Here is a 19,763-nt window from a genome sequence, read left to right on the forward strand (position 1 = left end):
GAGACAAAATAGGCGGCCTGGAGCCGCCGCCGTGTCATTTTTGTTGCAAACCCGTGCGCTGTGGACGTGGCGCAGCCACTCTTGCTTGCAATATACTGGCGTGGCCGATATCGTCTGGCGGGGCGCAGGAGCGCCCATGACAATCGGCGCACATGGGAGCGGGAATGGAAGCAGAAGGGCGGCGGGAGCAGGCAAGGGAACAGAACCAGGCGCAGCAGGCGCCGGAGCAGGTGCGCGGCGATATCCTGGTGGTCGAGGACACGCCGGCGTCGCTGCAATTGCTGTCCAAGCTGCTTACCGACGCCGGCTACCGCGTCCGCGAGGCGCCGAACGGCGAACTGGCGCTGTGGAGCGCCCAGGCCCAGGCCCCCGAACTGGTGCTGCTGGACATCCGCATGCCCGGCATCGACGGCTACGAAGTGTGCAGCCGCCTCAAGCAGATGCCCGGCCTGGACGAGGTGCCGGTGATTTTCCTGTCCGCCCACAGCGACACGGACGACAAGCTGCGCGGTTTCCAGGTCGGCGGTGTGGACTTCATTTCCAAGCCTTTCCATTTCGAGGAAGTCAATGCGCGCGTGATGGCGCACCTGAAGATACGCCGCCTGCAGCAGCAGCTGGCCGCGCAGAACGACCAGCTGCAGCGCGAGTCGCGCCAGCGCCTGGCCGAGATCGCGCACATGAACCGCAACGCCAGCGCGTCGGTGTACTGCGCCGCCCTGGTGCACGAGCTGAACCAGCCGCTGGCGGCCATCATGAGCAACGCCGAGGCGGCCGAACTGTTCCTGCAGATGACGCCGCCCGCGCTGGACGACGTGGAAGAGATCCTGGGCGACATCCGGCGCGACGACCGCCGCGCCAGCGAGCTGATACAGCGCATGCGCGAGCTGCTGAAGAAATCCGACCCGGTGGCGCAGCGCCTGGACCTGAACGAGGCCGTGGCGCAGGTGATCGCGCTGCTGGGCAGCGAGGCGCGCATGCGGCGCGTGCTGCTGCAGGCCGAGCCGGCCCCGGCGCCGCTGATGGTGTCGGCCGATCCGGTGCAGCTGCAGCAAATCCTGATCAACCTGGTGCTGAACGGCATGGACGCGATGGGCGCCTCGCCCCAAGGCATAGGCGCGGCCGACGGCGGCTGCGGCAAGCCGCGCCAGGTGGTGCTGCGCGCGGGCCTGCGCGGCGACGGCATGGCCGAAGTGCTGGTGCGCGACCACGGCTGCGGTTTCGGCGCCAACCAGGAGCGCCTGTTCGAGTCCTTCTTCACCACCAAGGCGCACGGCATGGGGCTGGGCCTGTCGATCGCGGCGGCCATCGTGCAGGCGCACGGCGGGCGCATCTGGGCCGACAACAACCCGGACGGCGGCGCCACGGTGGGCTTTGCCCTGCCTTCCGCACCGGCGGCGGCCGGAGGCCAGCCATGAAAATCCACATCATCGACGACGACGAAGCGCTGCGCACCGCGCTGTCGCGCCTGCTGGGCGCCTGCGGCTACCGCGTCACCGTCTACGAGTCCGGCGACGCCTTCGTGCGCGCTGAAACCGGCGACGAGGCCGGCTGCATCCTGCTGGACGTGGACATGCCGGGCCTGAGCGGCCTGCAATTGCAGGATCTTTTGCGTTCGCGCAACAGTATCCTGCCCATCGTCTTCCTGACCGGCAACGGCGACATTGCCATGAGCGTGCGCGCCATCAAGGCCGGGGCCGAGGACTTCCTGTCCAAGCCCATCGCCAAGGAGGACCTGCTGGACGCCATCGGCCGCGCCATGCTGCGCTACGAGGCGGCGGCGGCGCACAACAGCGAGCTGAGCGGCCTGCGCAAGCGCGCCGCCACGCTTACAGCGCGCGAGCGCGAGGTGTTCGTGCTGGTGGTGCAGGGCATGCTGAACAAGCAGATCGCCTTTGAACTGGGCAACACCGAGCGCACCGTCAAGGCGCACCGCCACAGCCTGATGGAAAAGCTGGAGGCCGGCTCGCTGGCCGAGCTGGTGCAGATGGCGAACCGCCTGGGGCTGGCCAGAAAATAAAGTTGCATCCCCGCCCCACCTGTACCAAAGGACACGTTACAGCCGTGTGAATTCTCCCTACAGTCATACCTATCGGTGCTTGCACCCACAGGGATGGCGTCATGGAAACAGGAAAAATCGTCGTTGCCGTCGTCGAAAACGATGCAGGCATGCTCAAGGCGCTGGGCCGGCTGCTGCGCGCGGCCGGCTATATGGCGCAGTTGTACGCGTCGGCCGAGCTGTATCTGCAGCGCGACGACCATAGCGATATCACCTGTCTCATCCTCGACATCGACCTCGGCGGGCTGTCCGGCATCGAGCTGCAGCAGATGCTGGTCGGCGCGGGCAAGGCGCCGCCCATCGTCTTCGTCACCAGCCAGATAGACGGCGGCATGCAGGCCGCAGCCCAGCGCCTGGGCTGCCTGGCCTATCTGCGCAAGCCTTTTGACTCGCACGAACTGCTGGCGGCCTTGCAGCTGGCCGCGCACAACCACTGACCAGGGATGCACTATGAAAAACATCACGATTAAAGCGCGCCTGATTGCCGCCATGGCGTTTCTGTCGCTGCTGCTGGCGGCCATAGGGCTGGCCGGCCTGAACAGCCTGAGCCAGACCAACTCCGCACTGCAAACCGTGTATGACGACCGCCTGGTGGCGATGGGCATGCTGAACCAGATCGGCACCGGCCTGCTGTACCAGCAGATCGGCCTGGGCAACGCGGTGGACGCCGCCGACGGCGCCCACACCGGCCTGCTGGAGGACGTGCGCAAGCGCGGCGCCGAGATCGACAAGGTGTGGGCGGCCTATATGGCAACCTATCTGACGCCGGAAGAGGCTGCGCTGGCCAAGACCTTCGCGGCGGCCAACTCGGCCATGCGCGAGCAGGCCATGCAGCCGCTGGCGGCGGCGGTGGCGGCGGGCGAGCGCGAGCAGGCGGCGGTGCTGCAGCACAAGAAGCTGGACCCGGCCATGGCGGCGGCGGACAAGGCGTTGGACGCGCTGGTGGAGCTGCAGCTGGTGGTGGGCAAGCAGGAATACGACGCCTCGCAGGCGCGCTACAGCACCTTCCGCGCCATCTCCATCGGCTCCATCGTGCTGGGCGTGGCGGTGGGCGCGGTGATGGGCTTCTGGCTGCTGCGCGCCATCCTCACGCCGCTGCGCAGCGCCATCGAGGTGGCCGAGGCGGTGGCGGCGGGCGACCTGACCCAGCGCATCGAAGTGCGCTCGAACGATGAAATGGGCCAACTGACGGCCGCGCTGAAACGCATGAACGACAGCCTGGTGAGCATCGTGGCCGAGGTGCGGCAGGGCACGGAGACCATCACGGTGGCCTCGGGCGAGATCGCCAGCGGCAATGCCGACCTGTCCTCTCGCACCGAAACCCAGGCTTCCAGCCTGGAGGAAACCGCCAGCTCGATGGAGGAACTCACGTCCACCGTGCAGCACAACACCGAAAGCGCGCGCTCGGCCGACGCGCTGGCCCACGAGGCGGCCTCGGTGGCGCAGCGCGGCGGCGCGGTGGTGGCGCAGGTGGTGAGCACCATGGGCGCCATCAACCAGTCGTCCAGCAAGATCGCGGACATTATCGGCACCATCGACGGCATCGCCTTCCAGACCAATATCCTGGCGCTGAACGCGGCGGTGGAAGCGGCACGGGCCGGCGAGCAGGGACGCGGTTTTGCCGTGGTGGCCTCGGAAGTACGCAACCTGGCGCAGCGTTCGGCGGCGGCGGCCAAGGAAATCAAGGAACTCATCGGCCATTCGGTGGCCCAGGTGGGCGAGGGCAGCAAGCTGGTCGACCAGGCCGGCGCCACCATGCAGGAAGTGGTGCACAGCGTGGAGCGCATGACCGGCATGATGTCGGCCATCCTGACGGCCAGCGTGGAGCAGTCCTCCGGCATCGAGCAGATCAACCAGGCCGTGGCCGAGATGGACACGGTAACCCAGCAGAATGCGGCGCTGGTGGAGCAGGCGGCTGCGGCCGCCGAGTCCCTGCAGGACCAGGCGCGCGCGCTGGAGCAGGCGGTCAGCGTGTTCAGGCTGGACGGTGCGGCGCTGACCCGCCAGGCTGCAGCCCGCCCGGCGCCTCGTCCGGCGGCGCCGCGCGCCGTGCCTGCGGCCAAGCGCCCTGCGGCGCCTGCGATTGCCCGCTCGGCATCTGCCCCGGCCCCGGCGGCACGCCGCCTCGCTGCGGCGCCGGCCGCGGCGGACGGTGACTGGGAAGAGTTCTAATGAGGCGGCCGGCGCGGCGCGCTACGGCCTGAAAGGAACGCCATGGGCACATTGAAATATCGGACGGGCTGCGCGGCAAGGCTGCATGCCAGGGGCGAGATTTCGATTGCCCTGCTGGTGAGCGTGGCCGTGACGGCGGTGGTGACGCTGGTGCTGGCCGCCTTCGCCGTCTACTTTTACCAGAGCGAGAAAGCCCAGCGCTGGACCCAGCTGCGCGCCGAACTGGCCGCCAGCGCCGGCGAAATGGCCGACGCTGCCGCGCTGCCGGTATGGAATTACGACCACGCGCAGCTGGTCACCATCATGAAAAGCGGCTTGAGCAACCGGGGCCTGCACGCCAGCATGGTGGCGCCGGTGGGCGTGCCGCCCTACATCCTGGTGCGCGGCGCGGACGGCCTGCTGCACAGCGAAACGCAGCCGCCGCAAGACCCTGAACTGCTGCAGGAGCGGCGCGACGTGCGCGCCCAGGGGCAGATCGTCGCCAGCATCACCCTGTACGCCTCGCCGGCCGCGCTACTGGCTGAACTGCGCAGCCGCAGCTACGCCATCGCCGGCATGATACTGGCGCTGGACCTGGCCCTGGTGGCCGGGCTGTACCTGGTGCTGTGGCATATGATGCTCAAGCCGGTGCAGGCCATCGGGCGCTACGCGGCCGACGTCAAGGCCGGCCTGAATCCCGCTGCGCCGGCGCCGCGCGCCTGGCTGTTCGGTGAACTGAAAGTGCTGCTGGCCTCGCTGCGCGAAATGATCGCGCTGCTCGACAGCCGCTACCGCGCCATGCATGCCAGCGAGCAGCGCCTGCAGATCGCCACCCGCGCGGCGGCCATCGGCATCTGGGACTGGGATATCCAGAGCGGCGCGGTGGAGTGGGACGACCAGATGTACCGCCTGTTCGGCGTCGAGCGCGCGCAGGTGGAGTCGCCCATGCAGCTGTGGATGGACATGCTGCATCCCGAGGACAAGGAACGCATTGGCGCCGCGCTGCAGCGCACGCTCGACAGCGACGACCAATTCGACCGCGAGTTCCGCCTGGTCTGGCCGGACGGTACGGTGCGCCACATCCAGGCCGATTCGATGCTGTTCCGCGACGCCGAAGGGCGGCCGCAGCGCATGGTCGGCGTGAACTACGACATCAGCGCGCACAAGGCGGCGCAGGAGGAACTGCGCCGGCACCGCCACCACCTGGAGGAACTGGTGGTGGAGCGCACGCGCGCGCTGTCGGTGGCGGTGGCGCAGGCGCAGGCGGCCAGCCAGGCCAAGAGCGTGTTCCTGGCCAATATGAGCCACGAACTGCGCACGCCGCTCAACGCGGTGATCGGCTTTTCGCGCCTGATGGCCGGCTCGCCCAGCATGCAGGCGGAGGAAAAGCGCAACCTGGGCATTATCCACCGCTCCGGCCAGCATCTGCTCACGCTGATCAACGACATCCTGGAGCTGTCCAAGATCGAGGCCGGGCGCATTGCGCTGCAAAGCGAGCCGGTGCTGCTGTCGGAGATGCTGCAGGAGGTGATGGACATGGTGAGCATGCGCGCCGGGCCGGAGGTGGCGCTGCGGCTCGACAGCCAGCAACTGCCGCTGCGCGCCCAGCTGGACGGCACCAAGCTGCGCCAGGTGCTGCTCAACCTGATGTCCAACGCCGTCAAGTTCACCCGCGCCGGGCGCATCACGCTGCAGGCGCGCGCCAGCTGGATAGACGCGGACGGCGGCAGCGGTGTCGACGGCGGCGGCTATGGCCACTGGCTGCTGGCGTTCGCCGTCAGCGACACCGGCCCCGGCATCGCGCCGCAGGACCACGAGCGCATCTTCGAGCCTTTCGTGCAGGCCGCGCAGGACGGCGCGGCCGAGGGCACCGGCCTGGGCTTGCCGATTTCGCGCGAATTCGTGCAGCTCATGGGCGGCTCGCTCACGGTGCAGTCGGCGCTGGGCGAGGGCGCGGAATTCCGCTTCGCGGTGCCGGCCGGGCTGGCGCAAGGCGGTGCGGCCGGCTCGGACAGCCAGGGGTATGATGGGGACTGCGCCGGCAGCGCCGAGCTGCAGAGCATCGACGGCGCCGCCGCGCCGCCGACAGCGGCGGACCTGGCGGCGCTGCCGGGCGATACCGCCGGCGCGCTGCGCGACGCGGTGCTGCAGCTGAACCTGGCGCGCGCGGCCCAGCTGCTGGCGGAGCTGCCGCCAGCCAGCGCCGGCACGGTGGCGGCCATCGAGGCCATGCTGGCGCGCCATCAATACCCCGAGCTGTGCGCCATGCTGGCGCCGGCTCTGGCCGAATAAGAGAGAGGGCGGCATGATGATGCAGCGCGCGGACCAGAACTCCAGCGGCGAAATCCTGGTGGTGGAAGACACGCCGGCCTCGCTCAAGCTGCTCAGTGAATTGCTGGGCAATGCGGGCTATCTGGTGCGGCAGGCGCCGGACGGCGAGCTGGCGCTGTGGAGCGCGCAGGCCCGGCCGCCCGAGCTGATCCTGCTCGACATCCGCATGCCCGGCATCGACGGTTTCGAAGTGTGCCGCCGCCTGAAGGCCGATCCCGCACTGAGCGACATCCCGGTGATCTTCCTGTCCGCCCAGTACGACACCGACGACAAGGTGCGCGGCTTCCAGGCCGGCGCGGTGGACTTCATCGCCAAACCCTACCAGTCGGAGGAGGTGCTGGCGCGCACCCGCGCCCACATCCACCTGGCGCGCGCGCAGCAGGCGCTGGCCGCCAGCAATGCGCAGCTGACGCGCACGCTGGAGGAGCTGGGCACGGCGCGCGCCGAAATCGTGCGTTCGGAGCGGCTGGCGGCGCTGGGCGCATTGGTGGCGGGCGTGGCGCACGAGCTGAATACGCCCATCGGCAACAGCGTGCTGGCCGCCAGCGCGCTGCAGGACCGCAGCAGCGCTTTTTTCGGCAGCATGGAACACGGCGTGAAGCGCTCGGAGCTGGAGCGCTTCGGCGCGGACACCGAGCACGCCACCACCTTGTTGCTGCGTAACCTGCACAAGGCGGCCGATCTGATCGAGTGCTTCAAGCAGGTGGCGGTGGACCAGACCAGTTCGCAGCGCCGCAGCTTCGAGCTGGCCACGCTGGTGGACGGCATGGCCAAGACGCTGGCGCCGTCCCTGCGCGCGGCCGGCGCCGAGCTGCGGGTGGAGTCGGCCGGCGGACTTGCCATGGACAGCTACCCCGGCGCGCTGTGCCAGGTGCTGACCCAGCTCACCAGCAACGCGCTGCTGCACGCGTTCGCGCAGCCCGATTCCGCTTCCAGGCCCGCGTCGGGCGCCATCACCATACGCATGGCGGCCGACGGCGGCGCGGTGCGGCTGGAGTTCGAGGACAACGGCGCCGGCTTCCCGGCCGGCGGCCTGGCGCGCGCTTTCGAGCCCTTCAACAGCGCCCGCATGGGCCGCAGCAGCGGCCTGGGGCTGCATATCGTGCACAACCTGGTGACCAATGTGCTGGGCGGCGCCATCGAACTGGCCAGCGCGCCCGGCCGCACCCGCTTCGCCATGCGGCTGCCGCTGCACGCGCCAGCCCTTGGGCGGGCGTCCAATCTATGGTAGGGTGGCGAGCGAAGCCATATAGGAGAGGACGCAGGTGATGCATCGGGATTTGTCGGAACAGTCCAGCAAGGGGGAAGTGCTGATCGTGGAAGACACGCCAGCCTCGCTCAAGCTGCTCAGCGACCTGCTGACGGAAGCCGGCTACTACGTGCGCCAGGCGCCCAACGGCGAGCTGGCGCTGTGGACTGTGCAATCGCGCCCGCCCGAACTGATATTGCTGGACGTGCGCATGCCCGGCATAGACGGCTTTGAAGTGTGCCGCCGCCTGAAGGCCGCGCCGGCCACGGCCCATGTGCCGGTGATCTTCCTGTCGGCCCAGCACGACACCGACGACAAGGTGCGCGGCTTCGCCCTGGGCGGCGCGGACTTTGTGGCCAAGCCTTTCCAGGCCGAAGAAATCCTGGCCCGCACCGACGCCCAGGTGCGCCTGGGCCGCGCCCAGCTGGCGCTGGCGGCGCAGCGCGCGCTGCTGGAACAGCGGGTGCGCGAGCGCACCGCCGAACTGGCCGAACTGGCCGCCTCGCTGGAACGCGAAGTGGAGCGCCGCCGCGCCAGCGAGGACAATATGCGCCTGGCCTCGCGCGTGTTCGCCGCCACCCAGGACGCCATCGTCATCGCCGACGCGCAAGGCATCATCGTGGCCACCAATCCGGCTTTCTCCACCATTTCCGGCTACGCCAGCGGCGAAATGGTGGGGCGCCACGTCACCACGCTGCACACGGTGCAGCAGAACACCGCCGCCTACGAGGCCATGCTGGCCACGCTGGCCGGGCATGGCCACTGGTCCGGCGAGATGCTGGCGCGGCGCAAGAACGGCACCACCTTCCCCGGCCTGCTCAGCGTGTCGACCGTGATGGGCGATAACGGCGCGGTGGAAAACTACATCGTGGTGTTCATGGACATCACCGAGCGCAAGGCCGAGCAGCACCTGATCGACTTCCTGTCTTATCACGACGCGCTGACCGGGCTGCCCAACCGCATGCTGGCGCGCCAGTGCTTCGACGAGGCGCAGGCGGCCGCGCAGCGCAACGGCCAGTGCGTGGCGGTGCTGTGCCTGGACCTGGACCGCTTCAAGAGCATGAACGATTCCTACGGCGCGCAGGTGGGCGACCAGGCCTTGCAGGCGGTGGCGCGCCTGCTGCGCGGCTGCGTGCCCGAGGGTGCCACCGTGTCGCGCCAGGGCGGCGACGAGTTCCAGATCATCATGGCGGACGACGCCCAGCTGAGCGCAACGATGGCGGCCGCGCAGGCCATCCTGGCGCGGCTGCGCGCCGGCGTGCAGCTCGACGTGCAGGCAATTGCCCAGGCGCAGGCGGGCCAGCACGCCTCGCTGACCACCAGCATCGGCATCGCCGTGTGGCCGGCCGACGGCGCCACGCTGGACGAGCTGCTGCGCAACGCGGACACCGCGCTGTACCGCGCCAAGGAAGTGGGGCGCGACAATTACGCCTTCTTTACCGAGCGCATGGACGCCGACATCCGCGCCAAGCTGGCGATCCAGGCGCAGCTGCGCGGCGCCATCGTGCGCGGCGAATTCGAAGTGCACTACCAGCCGCAGATGTGCTTGCGCACCGGCACCATGCTGGGGGCCGAGGCGCTGCTGCGCTGGCATAACCCGGTGCTGGGCCAGGTGCCGCCCAACCGCTTCATTCCGCTGGCCGAGGAATACGGCCTGATCGCGCCCATCGGTCTGTGGGTGGTCGATACCGTGTGCGCGCAGATAGCGGCCTGGCAGGCGGCTGGGCTGGGCACGGTCAAGGTGGCCGTCAACCTGTCCGGCAGCCAGTTCGCGCACGACGGCACGGTGGCCAGCGTGGAGCAGGCGCTGCGCCGCCACGGCGTGCCGGCCGCCTCGCTGGGGCTGGAGATCACCGAGGGCACGGTGATGGGCGACCCGGACAAGGCCGTGGCCGCGCTGGGCCGCCTGAAGGACATCGGCGTGGCCATTTCGCTGGACGACTTCGGCACCGGCTATTCCTCGCTGGCCTACCTGAAGCGCTTCCCCATTGACGTGCTGAAAATCGACAAGTCCTTCGTCGACGACGTCACCAGCAAGGCCAGCGACGCGGCCATTGCGCTGTCGGTGATCTCGCTGGCGCACAACCTGAACATGCGCGTGATCGCCGAGGGCGTGGAAACGCGCGAACAGGTCGAGTTCCTGGCCGCGCACGGCTGCGACGAAATGCAGGGCTATTACTTTAGCCGGCCGTTGGCGGCCGGCGCCTACACCACGCTGCTGCGCGAGAAGCGCATGCTGCAGCTTTGATCCGAAAAGGATAGTGATGAAGAAAACCGGTGCCGCCCTGGCCGCCGCATGCATGCTGCTGGCCGCTTCCGCCCTTGCTTCCGCCCCCGCCCGCGCCGACGACGGCGCCGCCTTCAAGGCGCTGTACACCGAGGAATGGCAATGGCGCATGGGGCAGCGCCTGGAGGACGACGAGGACGACGTCAACGGCATCCGTCCCGACCTGCCGCGCATCGACGCCGCCACCCAGCAGGCGCGCCTGGCCTACTGGCAGCGCGTGCTGGCCAGGCTGGACGCCATGTCGCCCGCCACGCTGCCGCCGGCGCAGCGCATCGACTACGCGGTCTACCGCGCCCAGATCGCCGCGCTGATCGAGAACCAGCGCTTCCGCGAATACGAGAAGCCGCTCAATTCCGATTCGGCCTTCTGGTCCAACATCGCCGGCGAAGCGGATAAAAGCTTCCGCACCGACGCCGAGTACGCGGCCTATGTGCGCCAGCTGAACGACATGCCGCGCTACTTCGCCGAGGCCACCGCCAATATGCGCGCCGGCCTGGCGCGCGGCTTCACGCCGCCGCGCGTGACCCTGCAGGGGCGCGACAAGTCGGTGGCGGCAGTGGCCGAGGAGACCGCGCTGGAGAAGCTGGCTTACTACCGCCCGTTCAAGGACATGCCGTCCGCCATACCGGCGGCGCGCCAGGCCGAACTGCGCGCCGCCGCGCTCAGGGCGCTGCGCGAATCCGTGGTGCCGGCGCACCAGCGCCTGCTGGCTTTCCTGCGCACCGAATACCTGCCCAACGCGGCCGAGGCCCTGGCCGCCGAGCGCCTGCCGGACGGCAAAGCCTATTACCAGTCCAAGATCACGGAATACACCACCACCACGCTGAGCGCCGAGCAGATCCACCAGACCGGCCTGGCCGAGATGGCCAAGATCCGCGCCGAGATGCTGGAGGTGATCAAGCAGGTGGGCTTCCAGGGCGGCCTGCCCGAGTTCCTGCAGTTCCTGCGCAGCGATCCGCGCTTCTACGCGCGCACGCCGGAGGAACTGCTGATGCGCGCGGCCTATATTGCCAAGCGCTTCGACGGCAAGGTGGCCAACTACTTCGGCTACCTGCCGCGCAGCCGCTTCGCCATCACGCCGGTGGCGCCGGAAATTGCGCCGTACTACACCTCGGGCCGGGGCGGTCCGGGCGTCTACATGGTGAACACCTACAATCTGCCGGCGCGTCCGCTGTACAGCTTGCCGGCGCTGACCCTGCACGAATCGGCCCCCGGCCACGCTTTCCAGATGCCGATCGCGCTGGAGCAGAAGGGCCGTCCGGCCTTCCGCAACGCCTATATCTCGGCCTACGGCGAGGGCTGGGCGCTGTACACCGAGCGCCTGGGCGTGGAGATGGGCATCTACGAAACGCCGTATGAAATCTTCGGCATGCTGAGCTACCAGGCCTGGCGCGCGTCGCGCCTGGTGGTGGACACCGGCGTGCACGCCAAGGGCTGGACCCGCGAGCAGGCGCAGGCCTATCTGCGCGAGAACACGGCGCTGTCCGAGCACGAAGTGGCGACCGAGATCGACCGTTATATCTCGTGGCCGGGGCAGGCGCTGTCCTACTACCTGGGGCAGATGGCCATCATGGAGGCGCGCAAGAAGGCGGAAACGGCGCTGGGCGCCAAGTTCGACATCCGCGCCTTCCACGACACGGTGCTCAACCTCGGTTCGGTGCCGCTGCCGGTGCTGCATGCGCGCATCGACGCTTTCATCGCGGAAGGCGGCAAGAGCCCGTATCCCAAGGAGGACTGAGTCCGGTATGCGCTTTTTTGCTGCCGCGCCCGCAACGTACTAAACTAGTGGCAGGAGGGCTCCCATGGCCAGCAAAATCACGCATCGCGGCGTTGCCATCGTCACCCTGGACGAGGGCGAAGCCGTGTTGCAGCACTGCACGCAGAATTGTATTGCCATCCGGCACGACGATGCCGGGTGGTGGACCTGCTTTGTCGGCCCGAACGGCGAAGTGGACGATTACGACCAGCCTTTCCCCAGCCGCGACGAGGCCGTGTGGGCCGCCAAGGCCGCCGCCGAGTTCGGCATCTGAGCTGACTCTGGCTACGGCAAGGGCTTCGCCGGTTCCGCCTCCAGCGCCTTCCCGATCACAATGGCGAAGCCGACAAACATCAAGCTCAGGTTGCGCAGCTCGGCCACGGCGGCAAACAGCACGAACAGCGGCAGGTTGACGGCCGCCGCCAGCAGCATGTGCTGGCGCACTTCCCCGGGACTGGCGCGCCAGCCGCGCGCAAACACCGTGGCGATCAGCAGCAGCGTCGGCACGAAGGCCTGGCGCGGTCCCATGATGCCGTAGGTCAGCTCCATCTGGCTGTAGGTGCGCAGGGACAGGTAGGCCGCCAGGTTGTCGCCCAGGTGGAGTTCCACCGGGGCGCCGCCGGCGCCCGCGTAATGCAGCTTGACGGCGGCGTTCACCAGCCCGGACACCAGCAGCGCCGCCGCCGCAATGGCCAGCGCCTTCCGGCGCGGGTAGGCGGCCAGCAGCAGCGGCAGCAGCGTGATGATGTAGAAGAAGAACGACTCCTTGTTCAGCGTAGCGGGCGCCAGTATGGCGAAGAACCAGGCGATGCGGCGGCGCGACACCAGCAGATAGGCCAGGCTGAAGAACAGCAGTTCGGCCGTGTCGTAGAAATAGCCGCCTATGGTTTGCAGATAGGGAAAGCCCAGCGACAGCACGGCGGGCGCGATCAGGGCCGCCAGCCTGCCCACGCCCGCGTCCAGCGCGATGCAGTGCAGCAGGAGCAAGCTGCCCAGCAGCGATAGGAAGGACAGGTAGTACACCACCACGTAGCGGAAGCCGAGCGCTGGGTTGGCGGCGGCGCTGGTCTTGGTGTAGACCTTGGCGGGGTTGAGTTTTTCCGCCACGCGCGCCTGGATGCGCTCCGGCACCAGCCGCGCCGCGCCGTTGGCCAGCATGGGCAGCAGCTGGCGGTAGACGAAGGGGCGGTCCGCGCTGGCGTCCAGCATGGCTTCCAGCGAGAAGCGCGCGGTGTTGTCGCGCATGCCCCATTTGCCGATATAGCCGGAAAAGCTGGCCGCCGCCACCATCCAGAAGAATGTGAAATGCAGCAGCAGCGACAAGCAGCTGGACCAGGCCAGCTTTTGCCAGGTCAGTTTCAAGGTGGACAGCATGGCGGACTCCCGGCGGGGACGGTCCGGCCAATATTCCACGCCGCCCCTCGGGCGGACTACGAATGCGTCAACAGTGCTGCAGATTGCGCTTTATTGCACACCGAGGGCGGACAGCAGCTTGACGATGTCGGCGCGGTGGAACTGCTGCCGCATGCGGTAGGGCTCTGCGCACGGCACGGCCAGCGTGCCGCCGTCCTTCAGGCCCAGCACCAACTGGTGCCGTGCGGTGCAGGCGGCCGCCATGGTGCCGCCGGTGGCGGGGTGGCCGAATACGGGCAGGCCTTCTATCGCGGTGACGTAGGCATCCGTATGGAAGGTCTTGCAGGCTTTCATGCCGTCCAGTATCACCCCGTCCGAGGTTTCGGTGGTGCCGCTGCGGCCGCCGCAGTCGTCGTTCATCAGCTTGACGAAGGCGCGCAGCACCATGGCGTCGCGCACGGCCTGCGACGGGGGCTGCGGCGTGGCCAGGCCGGTGCCGGCGAACAAGGCCTGCCATTGCCGTTCCATGGGGCCGTCCGCGCCCAGCAGGCGCGGCAGCCAGCGCGGCTGGCAGGACGGGGTGGCCGCGCCGCCGCATTCCAGCGCTTGCGCAAAGTCCGGCTGCGCGCCTTGGCGGAGGCTGCGGTAGAAGGCGTTGATGCGCGCCATCGGCGCTTCGCCGCCCTGGCGCGCCGCCAGCGCGTAGACGTAGGCGGGCAGGCCGCATTTGTATTCCAGCCGGTTTACGCCGATCTGGCGCGGCGTGAGCTGGCGCCAGCTTTTGGTGTCGCTGTACAGGATGCAGGTGGCCAGGGCTTCATCCAGTTCTTCGGCTGCCTGCGCGGGCGTGAGCCAGCCGTTGTGCAGGGAGGCCATCCAGCGCAGGAACTCGCCGCCGCCTTCGTGGATCAGGCGCGCGTCCGGGTAGCTGTCGACCGCGTCGCGCAGCTGGAAGCGGTGGCTGAATTCGTGGGCCACCAGCAGCGTGGCCTTGGCCTGCACGCCGGGGGAGGGATCGGCCGGCCAGTTGTACAGGGCCAGCCGCAGCACGTCGCTGGCGTCGCCGCCTACGTAGGGCGTGCCGGGTGCGGCCACGAAGGCCGCCGCCACAACGGGGCGCCGGAAGACGGCGTCCGGCATGGCGCGGCGCAGATAGGCCACTGTGCCGTCGGCGACGGTCCTGATGTTGGCCACGGTAGCCGGGGACAGGCGCGGGTCGAAATAGCTGGGCGTTTCACCGTCCTGCTGCGGCAGCGGGGCGGCCAGCAGCAGGGCGGGCGTGTCCGGACCCGCTTCCGCCGGGGCGGTGCCGCTGTAGGCGCGGCCGTTGGCGGCGATGCCGGGCGCGGCGAAACGGTAGCTGACCTTGCCGCAGCCGTCGCCCACCGCGTAGTTGGACATGTGGGTGTACACGCCCTGGCCCATGGGAAAGGCGGCCGAATAGCCTGTTTGGCGGATGGCGGCGGGGACGCGGAAGCGCAGCACCGGGCAGACCTCGCCGCTGCGGGCAAGCTGGTTGGCGTCCGCCGTGCCGCACTGGTCCAGCGCTTGCCAGCTTGCCCGTGTTGCGCGGCCGTCGTCGCCGTTCTTGTCGAAGGGCAGCGCCCGGCAGGCGGCGGGCAGCGTGTAGCTGACCTCGAGCGCATCATTGGAGAGTAGTTTTACCTGTACATCAACCTCGGCGCGCACCGCAGGCGCCAGCAGGAACAGCGCAATACACAAAAGCCGCATGTAGGGTCCGGAAAGAAATAATCGTAGGCACGCAAGATATCATATAAGCAATAACTAATCACGCCAGAAACGGTCGAACAGCGGCTTGACGCTGATGCCGTGCACTGCGATGGAAAGCATGATGACCACCAGCGTGATGTCGATCAGGTTCCTGGCCAGCCCTTGCGGCAGGCCGTGGTTGATGGCGTACATCAGGTAATACACCGAACCTATGCCGCGCACGCCGAACCACGCGCTGATGCCGCGCACCCGGCCGCGCGCGCTGGAGCGCCACAGGCCCAGGTAGACGCTTAGCGGCCGCGCCACTACAAACAGGAACAGCGCCGTGCTCCACGCGCGCCAGTCCCAGGCCTGCGCCGTCACGGCGCCGCCCAGCAGCAGCACCAGCGTCAGCTCGGACAGGCGCTCCAGGTGCTCCTTGAAGATCAGCGACTCGCCGCTGACGGTCAGTGTCGTCTCGGCCGCGCCTTCGGCGGCAGATGGCGGTCCCGCATGCGCGGTGCTGGCAGGCGGCGCCTTGAGCAGGCCGTGCCTGTCCTTGGGCGCCCCGGCCAGTATCAGCTCGGTCTGCCGCAGCGCCACGCCGGCGAAGAACACGGCCAGGAAGCCCCAGGCGTGCAGCCACGTGCTGGCGCCGTACACCACCGCGATCAGCCCCAGGCCCACCAGGTCGTCCAGCACCTCGTGCCGGGGATCTTTGCCGCGCAGCGCCCAGCCCAGGCGGGCCAGCGCCGCGCCGCTCGCGATGCCGATCAGCACAGCGCCCGCCGTGCCCCAGAGCACATCCAGCAGCGCCCAGCGCCAGCCGGAGTCGCCTAGGTCGTGCAGGCCCAGCAGGCCCAGGCCCAGCATGACAAAAGGGAAGGCGCTGCCGTCGTTCATGCCGGCCTCGCAGGTGAGGGCGAAACGCAGCTGGTCCTTGTCGCCTGCGTGGCGCACCTGCACGTCGGTGGCCAGCACCGGGTCGGTGGGGGCCAGGATGGCGCCCAGCAGCACCGCCGCGCCCAGCGGCAGGCCCAGCACCAGCGTGCCGAAGGCCGCCATCAGGCCGACCGAGATGCTCATGGACAGCCACGCCAGCCGCAGCGACGGCGCCCAGCGCGCCAGCGAAAACGGCACCGGCATCTTCACCCCCGCCGAGAACAGCGAGACCAGCACGGCCAGCTCAGTCAGCACTTCCAGCATGCCCGCCTGGGCGTAGGGGTCGACCGCGAACACGCCGAGAAACGCCGGCCCCAGCGCCAGCCCGACGCCGAGATAGACGATGGCCGACGTTACCGGCAGCCGGGACAGCGTGGTGGCCGCCAGGCCGCGCGCCAGCATCAGGCAGCCGATCAGGATAAACCAGAGAGTGGTACTCATGCTTGAGCAATATACGCGGTGCCTGCCTGCAATGGCGCGGCGTTGGGCTTCATGCCATTTGCGCCATTTTGGTGCATTTGTACAGTAATGGTGCGGCTGGCGCAGCGCTTGGCGGGGGAATAGCACGCTGGTGCTGGCACGCTACTTGCGTAATGCATGTCCAGCACAACACGAGACACGACAAGCGCTACATGCCCGACACCGCCGACCACGCAAACGCGCTTTATAGCGCTAACAGCCAGCCCCCAGGCTCCCGCCTGCCGGGGACGGGCGGCGCTGCGCCGGAGCAGGGCCATGCGCCGTGGCATGCCAGCCTGTCGCTGCGCTTCGCGGACGACCAGGGCACCACGCGCTTGGTCGAACGCCGCCACAGCGGGCCGCTGCGCGTGCAGAAGGCGCTGTATCCGGAAGGGGGCGCGGTGTGCCACGCCATCGTCGTGCATCCGCCGGGCGGCGTGGTGGGTGGCGACCAGCTGGCGCTCAGCGCTGACGTGGGCGAGGGCGCGCGCGCCTTCCTCACCACACCCGGCGCGGCCAAGTGGTACAAGGCCAACGGCAAGGTGTCGCGCCAGAACGTGCGCCTGCAGGCCGGCGCCGGCGCCAGCATCGAGTGGATGCCGCAGGAGACCATCTTCTTCGACGACGCCCACGTGGAGCTGGACCAGGACATTACGCTGGCGGCGGACGCCAGCTTCATCGGCTGCGAAATCCTCTGCATGGGCCGGCGCGCTTCCGGCGAATCCTTCCGCAGCGGCCGCGTGGTGCAGCGCACCCGCATCCGCCATGGCGCCAGGCTGTTGTGGTGGGAGCAGGGCGCGCTGACGCCGGACGGCGTGGCCAGCCCGCTCGGCATGGACCGCTACAGCGTTTGCGCCACCCTGCTGGCCGTGGGCGCGCCGCTGCCCGCCGCCGTGCTGGCGCAGCTGCGCAGCGACGGCGCCGAAGCGGTCGCCGTCTCCGGGGCCGCCTTTGGCGCAACCCAGATGAAAGGCCTGCTGTGCGTGCGCCATCTCGGCCACGACAGCGAGGCTGCACGCGAAATCATGCTGGCCGCGTGGCGCACGCTGCGGCCGCACCTGCTGGGCCGCGCGGCCTTCGATCCGCGCAGCTGGCGCACTTAGGAAAATCATGGACCTGACCCCACGCGAAAAAGACAAGCTGCTGATCTTCACCGCCGCCCTGCTGGCCGAGCGCCGCCGCGCGCGCGGCCTGAAACTGAATTATCCGGAGGCCGTGGCGCTGATCTCCGCCGCCATCATGGAAGGCGCGCGCGACGGCCGCACCGTGGCCGAACTCATGTCCGAAGGCGCCACCATCCTGACGCGCGCCGACGTCATGGAAGGCGTGCCCGAAATGATCCCCGACATCCAGGTTGAAGCCACCTTTCCGGACGGTTCCAAGCTGGTCACCGTACACCACCCCATACCCTGATCCCTGAAGGAGCACATCATGATCCCTGGTGAATTCATGCTCGAAGAAGGCGAGATCGGCCTTAACCAAGGCCGCGAAACCGTCACCGTCGTTGTCGCCAACCGTGGCGATCGGCCCATCCAGGTCGGCTCGCATTTCCACTTTTTCGAGGTCAATCCCGCGCTGGCGTTCGAGCGCTGGAAAGCCTACGGCATGCGGCTGAACATCGCCGCCGGCACCGCAGTGCGTTTTGAACCGGGCCAGACCCGCACCATTGAACTGGTGAAGCTGGCCGGTGACCGCGTGGTGCACGGCTTCAACGGCGCCGTCAACGGCAAGCTGTCCGACACTCCGCCCAAGGCCTGACGATGGCGACTATCCCGCGCGCAGCCTACGCTGAAATGTACGGCCCCACGACCGGAGACCGCATCCGCCTGGCCGACACGGAGCTGTTTATCCAGATCGAGCATGACTACGCCATCCACGGCGAGGAAGTGAAGTTCGGCGGCGGCAAGGTGATACGCGACGGCATGGGCCAGTCGCAGCGCCCGCATGCGGACGTGATGGACACCGTCATCACCAATGCCGTCATCCTGGACCACTGGGGCATCGTCAAAGCCGACATCGGCCTGAAGAACGGCCTGATCGCCGCCATCGGCAAGGCCGGCAACCCGGACATCCAGCCGGGCGTGACGATGGCCATCGGCGCGGCCACCGAGATCATCGCCGGCGAAGGGCTGATCGTCACCGCCGGCGGCATCGATTCCCACATCCACTTCATCTGCCCGCAGCAGATCGAGGAGGCGCTGATGAGCGGGGTGACCACCATGCTGGGCGGCGGCACCGGCCCCGCCGTGGGCACGGCCGCCACCACCTGCACGCCGGGGCCGTGGCACCTGCACGCCATGCTGAGCGCGGCGGACGCCTTCCCCATGAACCTGGGCTTCCTCGGCAAGGGCAACGTGAGCCAGCCCTTGCCGCTGGAGGAGCAGGTGCGCGCCGGCGCCATCGGCCTGAAGCTGCACGAGGACTGGGGCTCGACCCCGGCCGCCATCGACAACTGCCTGACCGTGGCCGACAATATGGATGTGCAGGTGGCCATCCACAGCGACACGCTGAACGAGGGCGGCTTCCTGGAGCACACGCTGGCCGCATTCAAGGACCGCACCATCCACACCTTCCACACCGAAGGCGCGGGCGGCGGCCATGCGCCGGACATTATCGCGGCGGTGGGGCAGGGCAATGTGCTGCCTTCGTCCACCAATCCCACCCGGCCCTACACCGTCAACACGCTGGACGAGCACCTGGACATGCTGATGGTGTGCCACCACCTGGATCCGGCCATCGCCGAGGACGTGGCGTTCGCGGAGTCGCGCATCCGGCGCGAGACCATCGCCGCCGAGGACATCCTGCACGACATCGGCGCCATTTCCATGATGTCGTCAGACTCGCAGGCCATGGGACGGGTGGGCGAAGTCATCATGCGCACCTGGCAGACCGCGCACAAGATGAAGGTGCAGCGAGGCTCGCTGGCCGAGGACGGCGCGCGGCACGACAACTTCCGCGCCAAGCGCTATATCGCCAAGTACACCATCAACCCGGCCATCACGCACGGCATTTCGCACGTGGTGGGCTCGCTGGAAGTGGGCAAGATCGCCGACATCGTGCTGTGGAAGCCGGCCTTCTTCGGCGTGAAGCCGTCCATGATTTTAAAGGGCGGCATGATCGCCGCCGCGCAGATGGGCGACCCGAACGCCTCCATCCCCACGCCGCAGCCGGTGCATTACCGCATGATGTTCGGCGCCTTCGGCGGCGGCCTGCGCAAGTCCTTCACTTTTGTCTCGCAGGCCGCGTTCGACGCCGGCATCGGCGAGCAGCTGCGGCTGCAGAAGCAGACCATCGCGGTGAAGAATATGCGCACGCTGCGCAAGAGCGACATGGTCCACAACGGCGCCACGCCGCATATGGAAGTCGATCCCGAAACCTATGAAGTGCGCGCCGACGGCCAGTTGTTGGTCTGCGAAGCGGCCGCCGTGCTGCCGATGGCGCAGCGCTATTTCCTGTTCTGACGAGGTTA

General features: G+C 68.5%; 16 protein-coding genes. 13 read left to right on the top strand and 3 right to left on the bottom strand.

Annotation, left to right across the window (positions count from 1 at the left end; genetic code table 11):
• The first annotated feature begins 164 nt into the window (after window positions 1–164).
• The 9 genes from KT882_RS13800 to KT882_RS13845 all read left to right on the top strand — a co-directional run bounded on the left by KT882_RS13800 (window position 165) and on the right by KT882_RS13845 (window position 12,104).
• Window positions 165–1,415, top strand: coding sequence for a sensor histidine kinase (locus tag KT882_RS13800; protein ID WP_228896223.1), 1,251 nt, complete (start codon window positions 165–167; stop codon window positions 1,413–1,415).
• Window positions 1,412–2,017: a response regulator transcription factor gene (locus KT882_RS13805; protein WP_161073579.1), complete on the top strand. Its 606-nt coding sequence runs from the start codon at window positions 1,412–1,414 to the stop codon at window positions 2,015–2,017. The genes KT882_RS13800 and KT882_RS13805 overlap by 4 nt, the downstream gene beginning before the upstream one ends.
• A 101-nt stretch (window positions 2,018–2,118) precedes the next feature.
• On the top strand, window positions 2,119–2,493 hold the full coding sequence (locus KT882_RS13810; RefSeq protein ID WP_161073580.1) for a response regulator transcription factor: 375 nt from the start codon (window positions 2,119–2,121) through the stop codon (window positions 2,491–2,493).
• A 13-nt stretch (window positions 2,494–2,506) separates the two neighbouring features.
• A complete protein-coding gene (locus KT882_RS13820) occupies window positions 2,507–4,228 on the top strand; it encodes a methyl-accepting chemotaxis protein (protein WP_161073581.1) in 1,722 nt (573 codons plus the stop codon).
• Between the two features lie 42 nt (window positions 4,229–4,270).
• Window positions 4,271–6,499, top strand: a complete 2,229-nt coding sequence (locus tag KT882_RS13825; RefSeq protein WP_161073582.1) for a PAS domain-containing sensor histidine kinase — start codon at window positions 4,271–4,273, stop codon at window positions 6,497–6,499.
• 13 nt (window positions 6,500–6,512) lie between these two features.
• Entirely contained in the window at window positions 6,513–7,769 is a 1,257-nt protein-coding gene (locus KT882_RS13830) for a sensor histidine kinase (RefSeq protein ID WP_161073583.1), read from the top strand.
• Window positions 7,770–7,806: 37 nt separating this feature from the next.
• Window positions 7,807–10,035, top strand: a complete 2,229-nt coding sequence (locus KT882_RS13835) for an EAL domain-containing response regulator (protein ID WP_228896634.1) — start codon at window positions 7,807–7,809, stop codon at window positions 10,033–10,035.
• 16 nt (window positions 10,036–10,051) lie between these two features.
• On the top strand, window positions 10,052–11,812 hold the full coding sequence (locus KT882_RS13840; protein ID WP_161073584.1) for a DUF885 domain-containing protein: 1,761 nt from the start codon (window positions 10,052–10,054) through the stop codon (window positions 11,810–11,812).
• Between the two features lie 64 nt (window positions 11,813–11,876).
• Window positions 11,877–12,104: a hypothetical protein gene (locus tag KT882_RS13845; protein WP_161073585.1), complete on the top strand. Its 228-nt coding sequence runs from the start codon at window positions 11,877–11,879 to the stop codon at window positions 12,102–12,104.
• An 11-nt stretch (window positions 12,105–12,115) separates the two neighbouring features.
• Here KT882_RS13845 and KT882_RS13850 read toward each other — a convergent pair whose 3' ends face one another.
• The 3 genes from KT882_RS13850 to KT882_RS13860 all read right to left on the bottom strand — a co-directional run bounded on the left by KT882_RS13850 (window position 12,116) and on the right by KT882_RS13860 (window position 16,276).
• Window positions 12,116–13,204 carry a hypothetical protein gene (locus tag KT882_RS13850; RefSeq protein ID WP_228896225.1) on the bottom strand — a complete coding sequence of 363 codons (1,089 nt, stop codon included), beginning with the start codon at window positions 13,202–13,204 and terminating at the stop codon, window positions 12,116–12,118.
• 90 nt (window positions 13,205–13,294) lie between these two features.
• Window positions 13,295–14,914, bottom strand: a complete 1,620-nt coding sequence (locus KT882_RS13855; protein ID WP_228896227.1) for a hypothetical protein — start codon at window positions 14,912–14,914, stop codon at window positions 13,295–13,297.
• Between the two features lie 54 nt (window positions 14,915–14,968).
• The gene (locus KT882_RS13860) at window positions 14,969–16,276 is read right to left on the bottom strand and encodes a cation:proton antiporter (protein WP_228896230.1); all 1,308 of its coding nucleotides are present in this window, start codon (window positions 16,274–16,276) and stop codon (window positions 14,969–14,971) included.
• Between the two features lie 191 nt (window positions 16,277–16,467).
• Here KT882_RS13860 and KT882_RS13865 point away from each other — a divergent pair, with 191 nt between their 5' ends.
• Genes KT882_RS13865 through ureC form a run of 4 tightly spaced genes read left to right on the top strand, consistent with a single transcriptional unit; the run spans window position 16,468 to window position 19,755 of the window.
• Complete coding sequence (locus KT882_RS13865) at window positions 16,468–17,397, top strand: urease accessory protein UreD (protein WP_161073589.1); 930 nt, start codon at window positions 16,468–16,470, stop codon at window positions 17,395–17,397.
• Between the two features lie 7 nt (window positions 17,398–17,404).
• Window positions 17,405–17,707: an urease subunit gamma gene (locus KT882_RS13870; protein ID WP_161073590.1), complete on the top strand. Its 303-nt coding sequence runs from the start codon at window positions 17,405–17,407 to the stop codon at window positions 17,705–17,707.
• An 18-nt stretch (window positions 17,708–17,725) separates the two neighbouring features.
• Window positions 17,726–18,052 carry an urease subunit beta gene (locus KT882_RS13875; RefSeq protein ID WP_161073591.1) on the top strand — a complete coding sequence of 109 codons (327 nt, stop codon included), beginning with the start codon at window positions 17,726–17,728 and terminating at the stop codon, window positions 18,050–18,052.
• A 2-nt stretch (window positions 18,053–18,054) separates the two neighbouring features.
• Window positions 18,055–19,755, top strand: a complete 1,701-nt coding sequence (gene ureC / locus KT882_RS13880; protein WP_161073592.1) for an urease subunit alpha — start codon at window positions 18,055–18,057, stop codon at window positions 19,753–19,755.
• Window positions 19,756–19,763: the final 8 nt, after the last annotated feature.

Source organism: Pseudoduganella aquatica (genome assembly GCF_020865585.1).
Taxonomy (GTDB): Bacteria; Pseudomonadota; Gammaproteobacteria; order Burkholderiales; family Burkholderiaceae_D; genus Rugamonas; species Rugamonas aquatica_A.

Excerpts from the sequence above, each read along its gene's own strand:
- KT882_RS13820 (WP_161073581.1), top strand. The coding sequence starts at position 2,507 with ATGAAAAACATCACGATTAAAGCGCGCCTGATTGCCGCCATGGCGTTT.
- KT882_RS13860 (WP_228896230.1), bottom strand. The coding sequence starts at position 16,276 with ATGAGTACCACTCTCTGGTTTATCCTGATCGGCTGCCTGATGCTGGCG.
- KT882_RS13840 (WP_161073584.1), top strand. The coding sequence starts at position 10,052 with ATGAAGAAAACCGGTGCCGCCCTGGCCGCCGCATGCATGCTGCTGGCC.
- KT882_RS13865 (WP_161073589.1), top strand. The coding sequence starts at position 16,468 with ATGCCCGACACCGCCGACCACGCAAACGCGCTTTATAGCGCTAACAGC.
- KT882_RS13835 (WP_228896634.1), top strand. The coding sequence starts at position 7,807 with ATGCATCGGGATTTGTCGGAACAGTCCAGCAAGGGGGAAGTGCTGATC.
- KT882_RS13810 (WP_161073580.1), top strand. The coding sequence starts at position 2,119 with ATGGAAACAGGAAAAATCGTCGTTGCCGTCGTCGAAAACGATGCAGGC.
- KT882_RS13800 (WP_228896223.1), top strand. The coding sequence starts at position 165 with ATGGAAGCAGAAGGGCGGCGGGAGCAGGCAAGGGAACAGAACCAGGCG.
- KT882_RS13830 (WP_161073583.1), top strand. The coding sequence starts at position 6,513 with ATGATGATGCAGCGCGCGGACCAGAACTCCAGCGGCGAAATCCTGGTG.
- KT882_RS13855 (WP_228896227.1), bottom strand. The coding sequence starts at position 14,914 with ATGCGGCTTTTGTGTATTGCGCTGTTCCTGCTGGCGCCTGCGGTGCGC.
- KT882_RS13875 (WP_161073591.1), top strand. The coding sequence starts at position 17,726 with ATGATCCCTGGTGAATTCATGCTCGAAGAAGGCGAGATCGGCCTTAAC.
- KT882_RS13805 (WP_161073579.1), top strand. The coding sequence starts at position 1,412 with ATGAAAATCCACATCATCGACGACGACGAAGCGCTGCGCACCGCGCTG.
- KT882_RS13825 (WP_161073582.1), top strand. The coding sequence starts at position 4,271 with ATGGGCACATTGAAATATCGGACGGGCTGCGCGGCAAGGCTGCATGCC.
- KT882_RS13845 (WP_161073585.1), top strand. The coding sequence starts at position 11,877 with ATGGCCAGCAAAATCACGCATCGCGGCGTTGCCATCGTCACCCTGGAC.
- KT882_RS13870 (WP_161073590.1), top strand. The coding sequence starts at position 17,405 with ATGGACCTGACCCCACGCGAAAAAGACAAGCTGCTGATCTTCACCGCC.
- KT882_RS13850 (WP_228896225.1), bottom strand. The coding sequence starts at position 13,204 with ATGCTGTCCACCTTGAAACTGACCTGGCAAAAGCTGGCCTGGTCCAGC.
- ureC (WP_161073592.1), top strand. The coding sequence starts at position 18,055 with ATGGCGACTATCCCGCGCGCAGCCTACGCTGAAATGTACGGCCCCACG.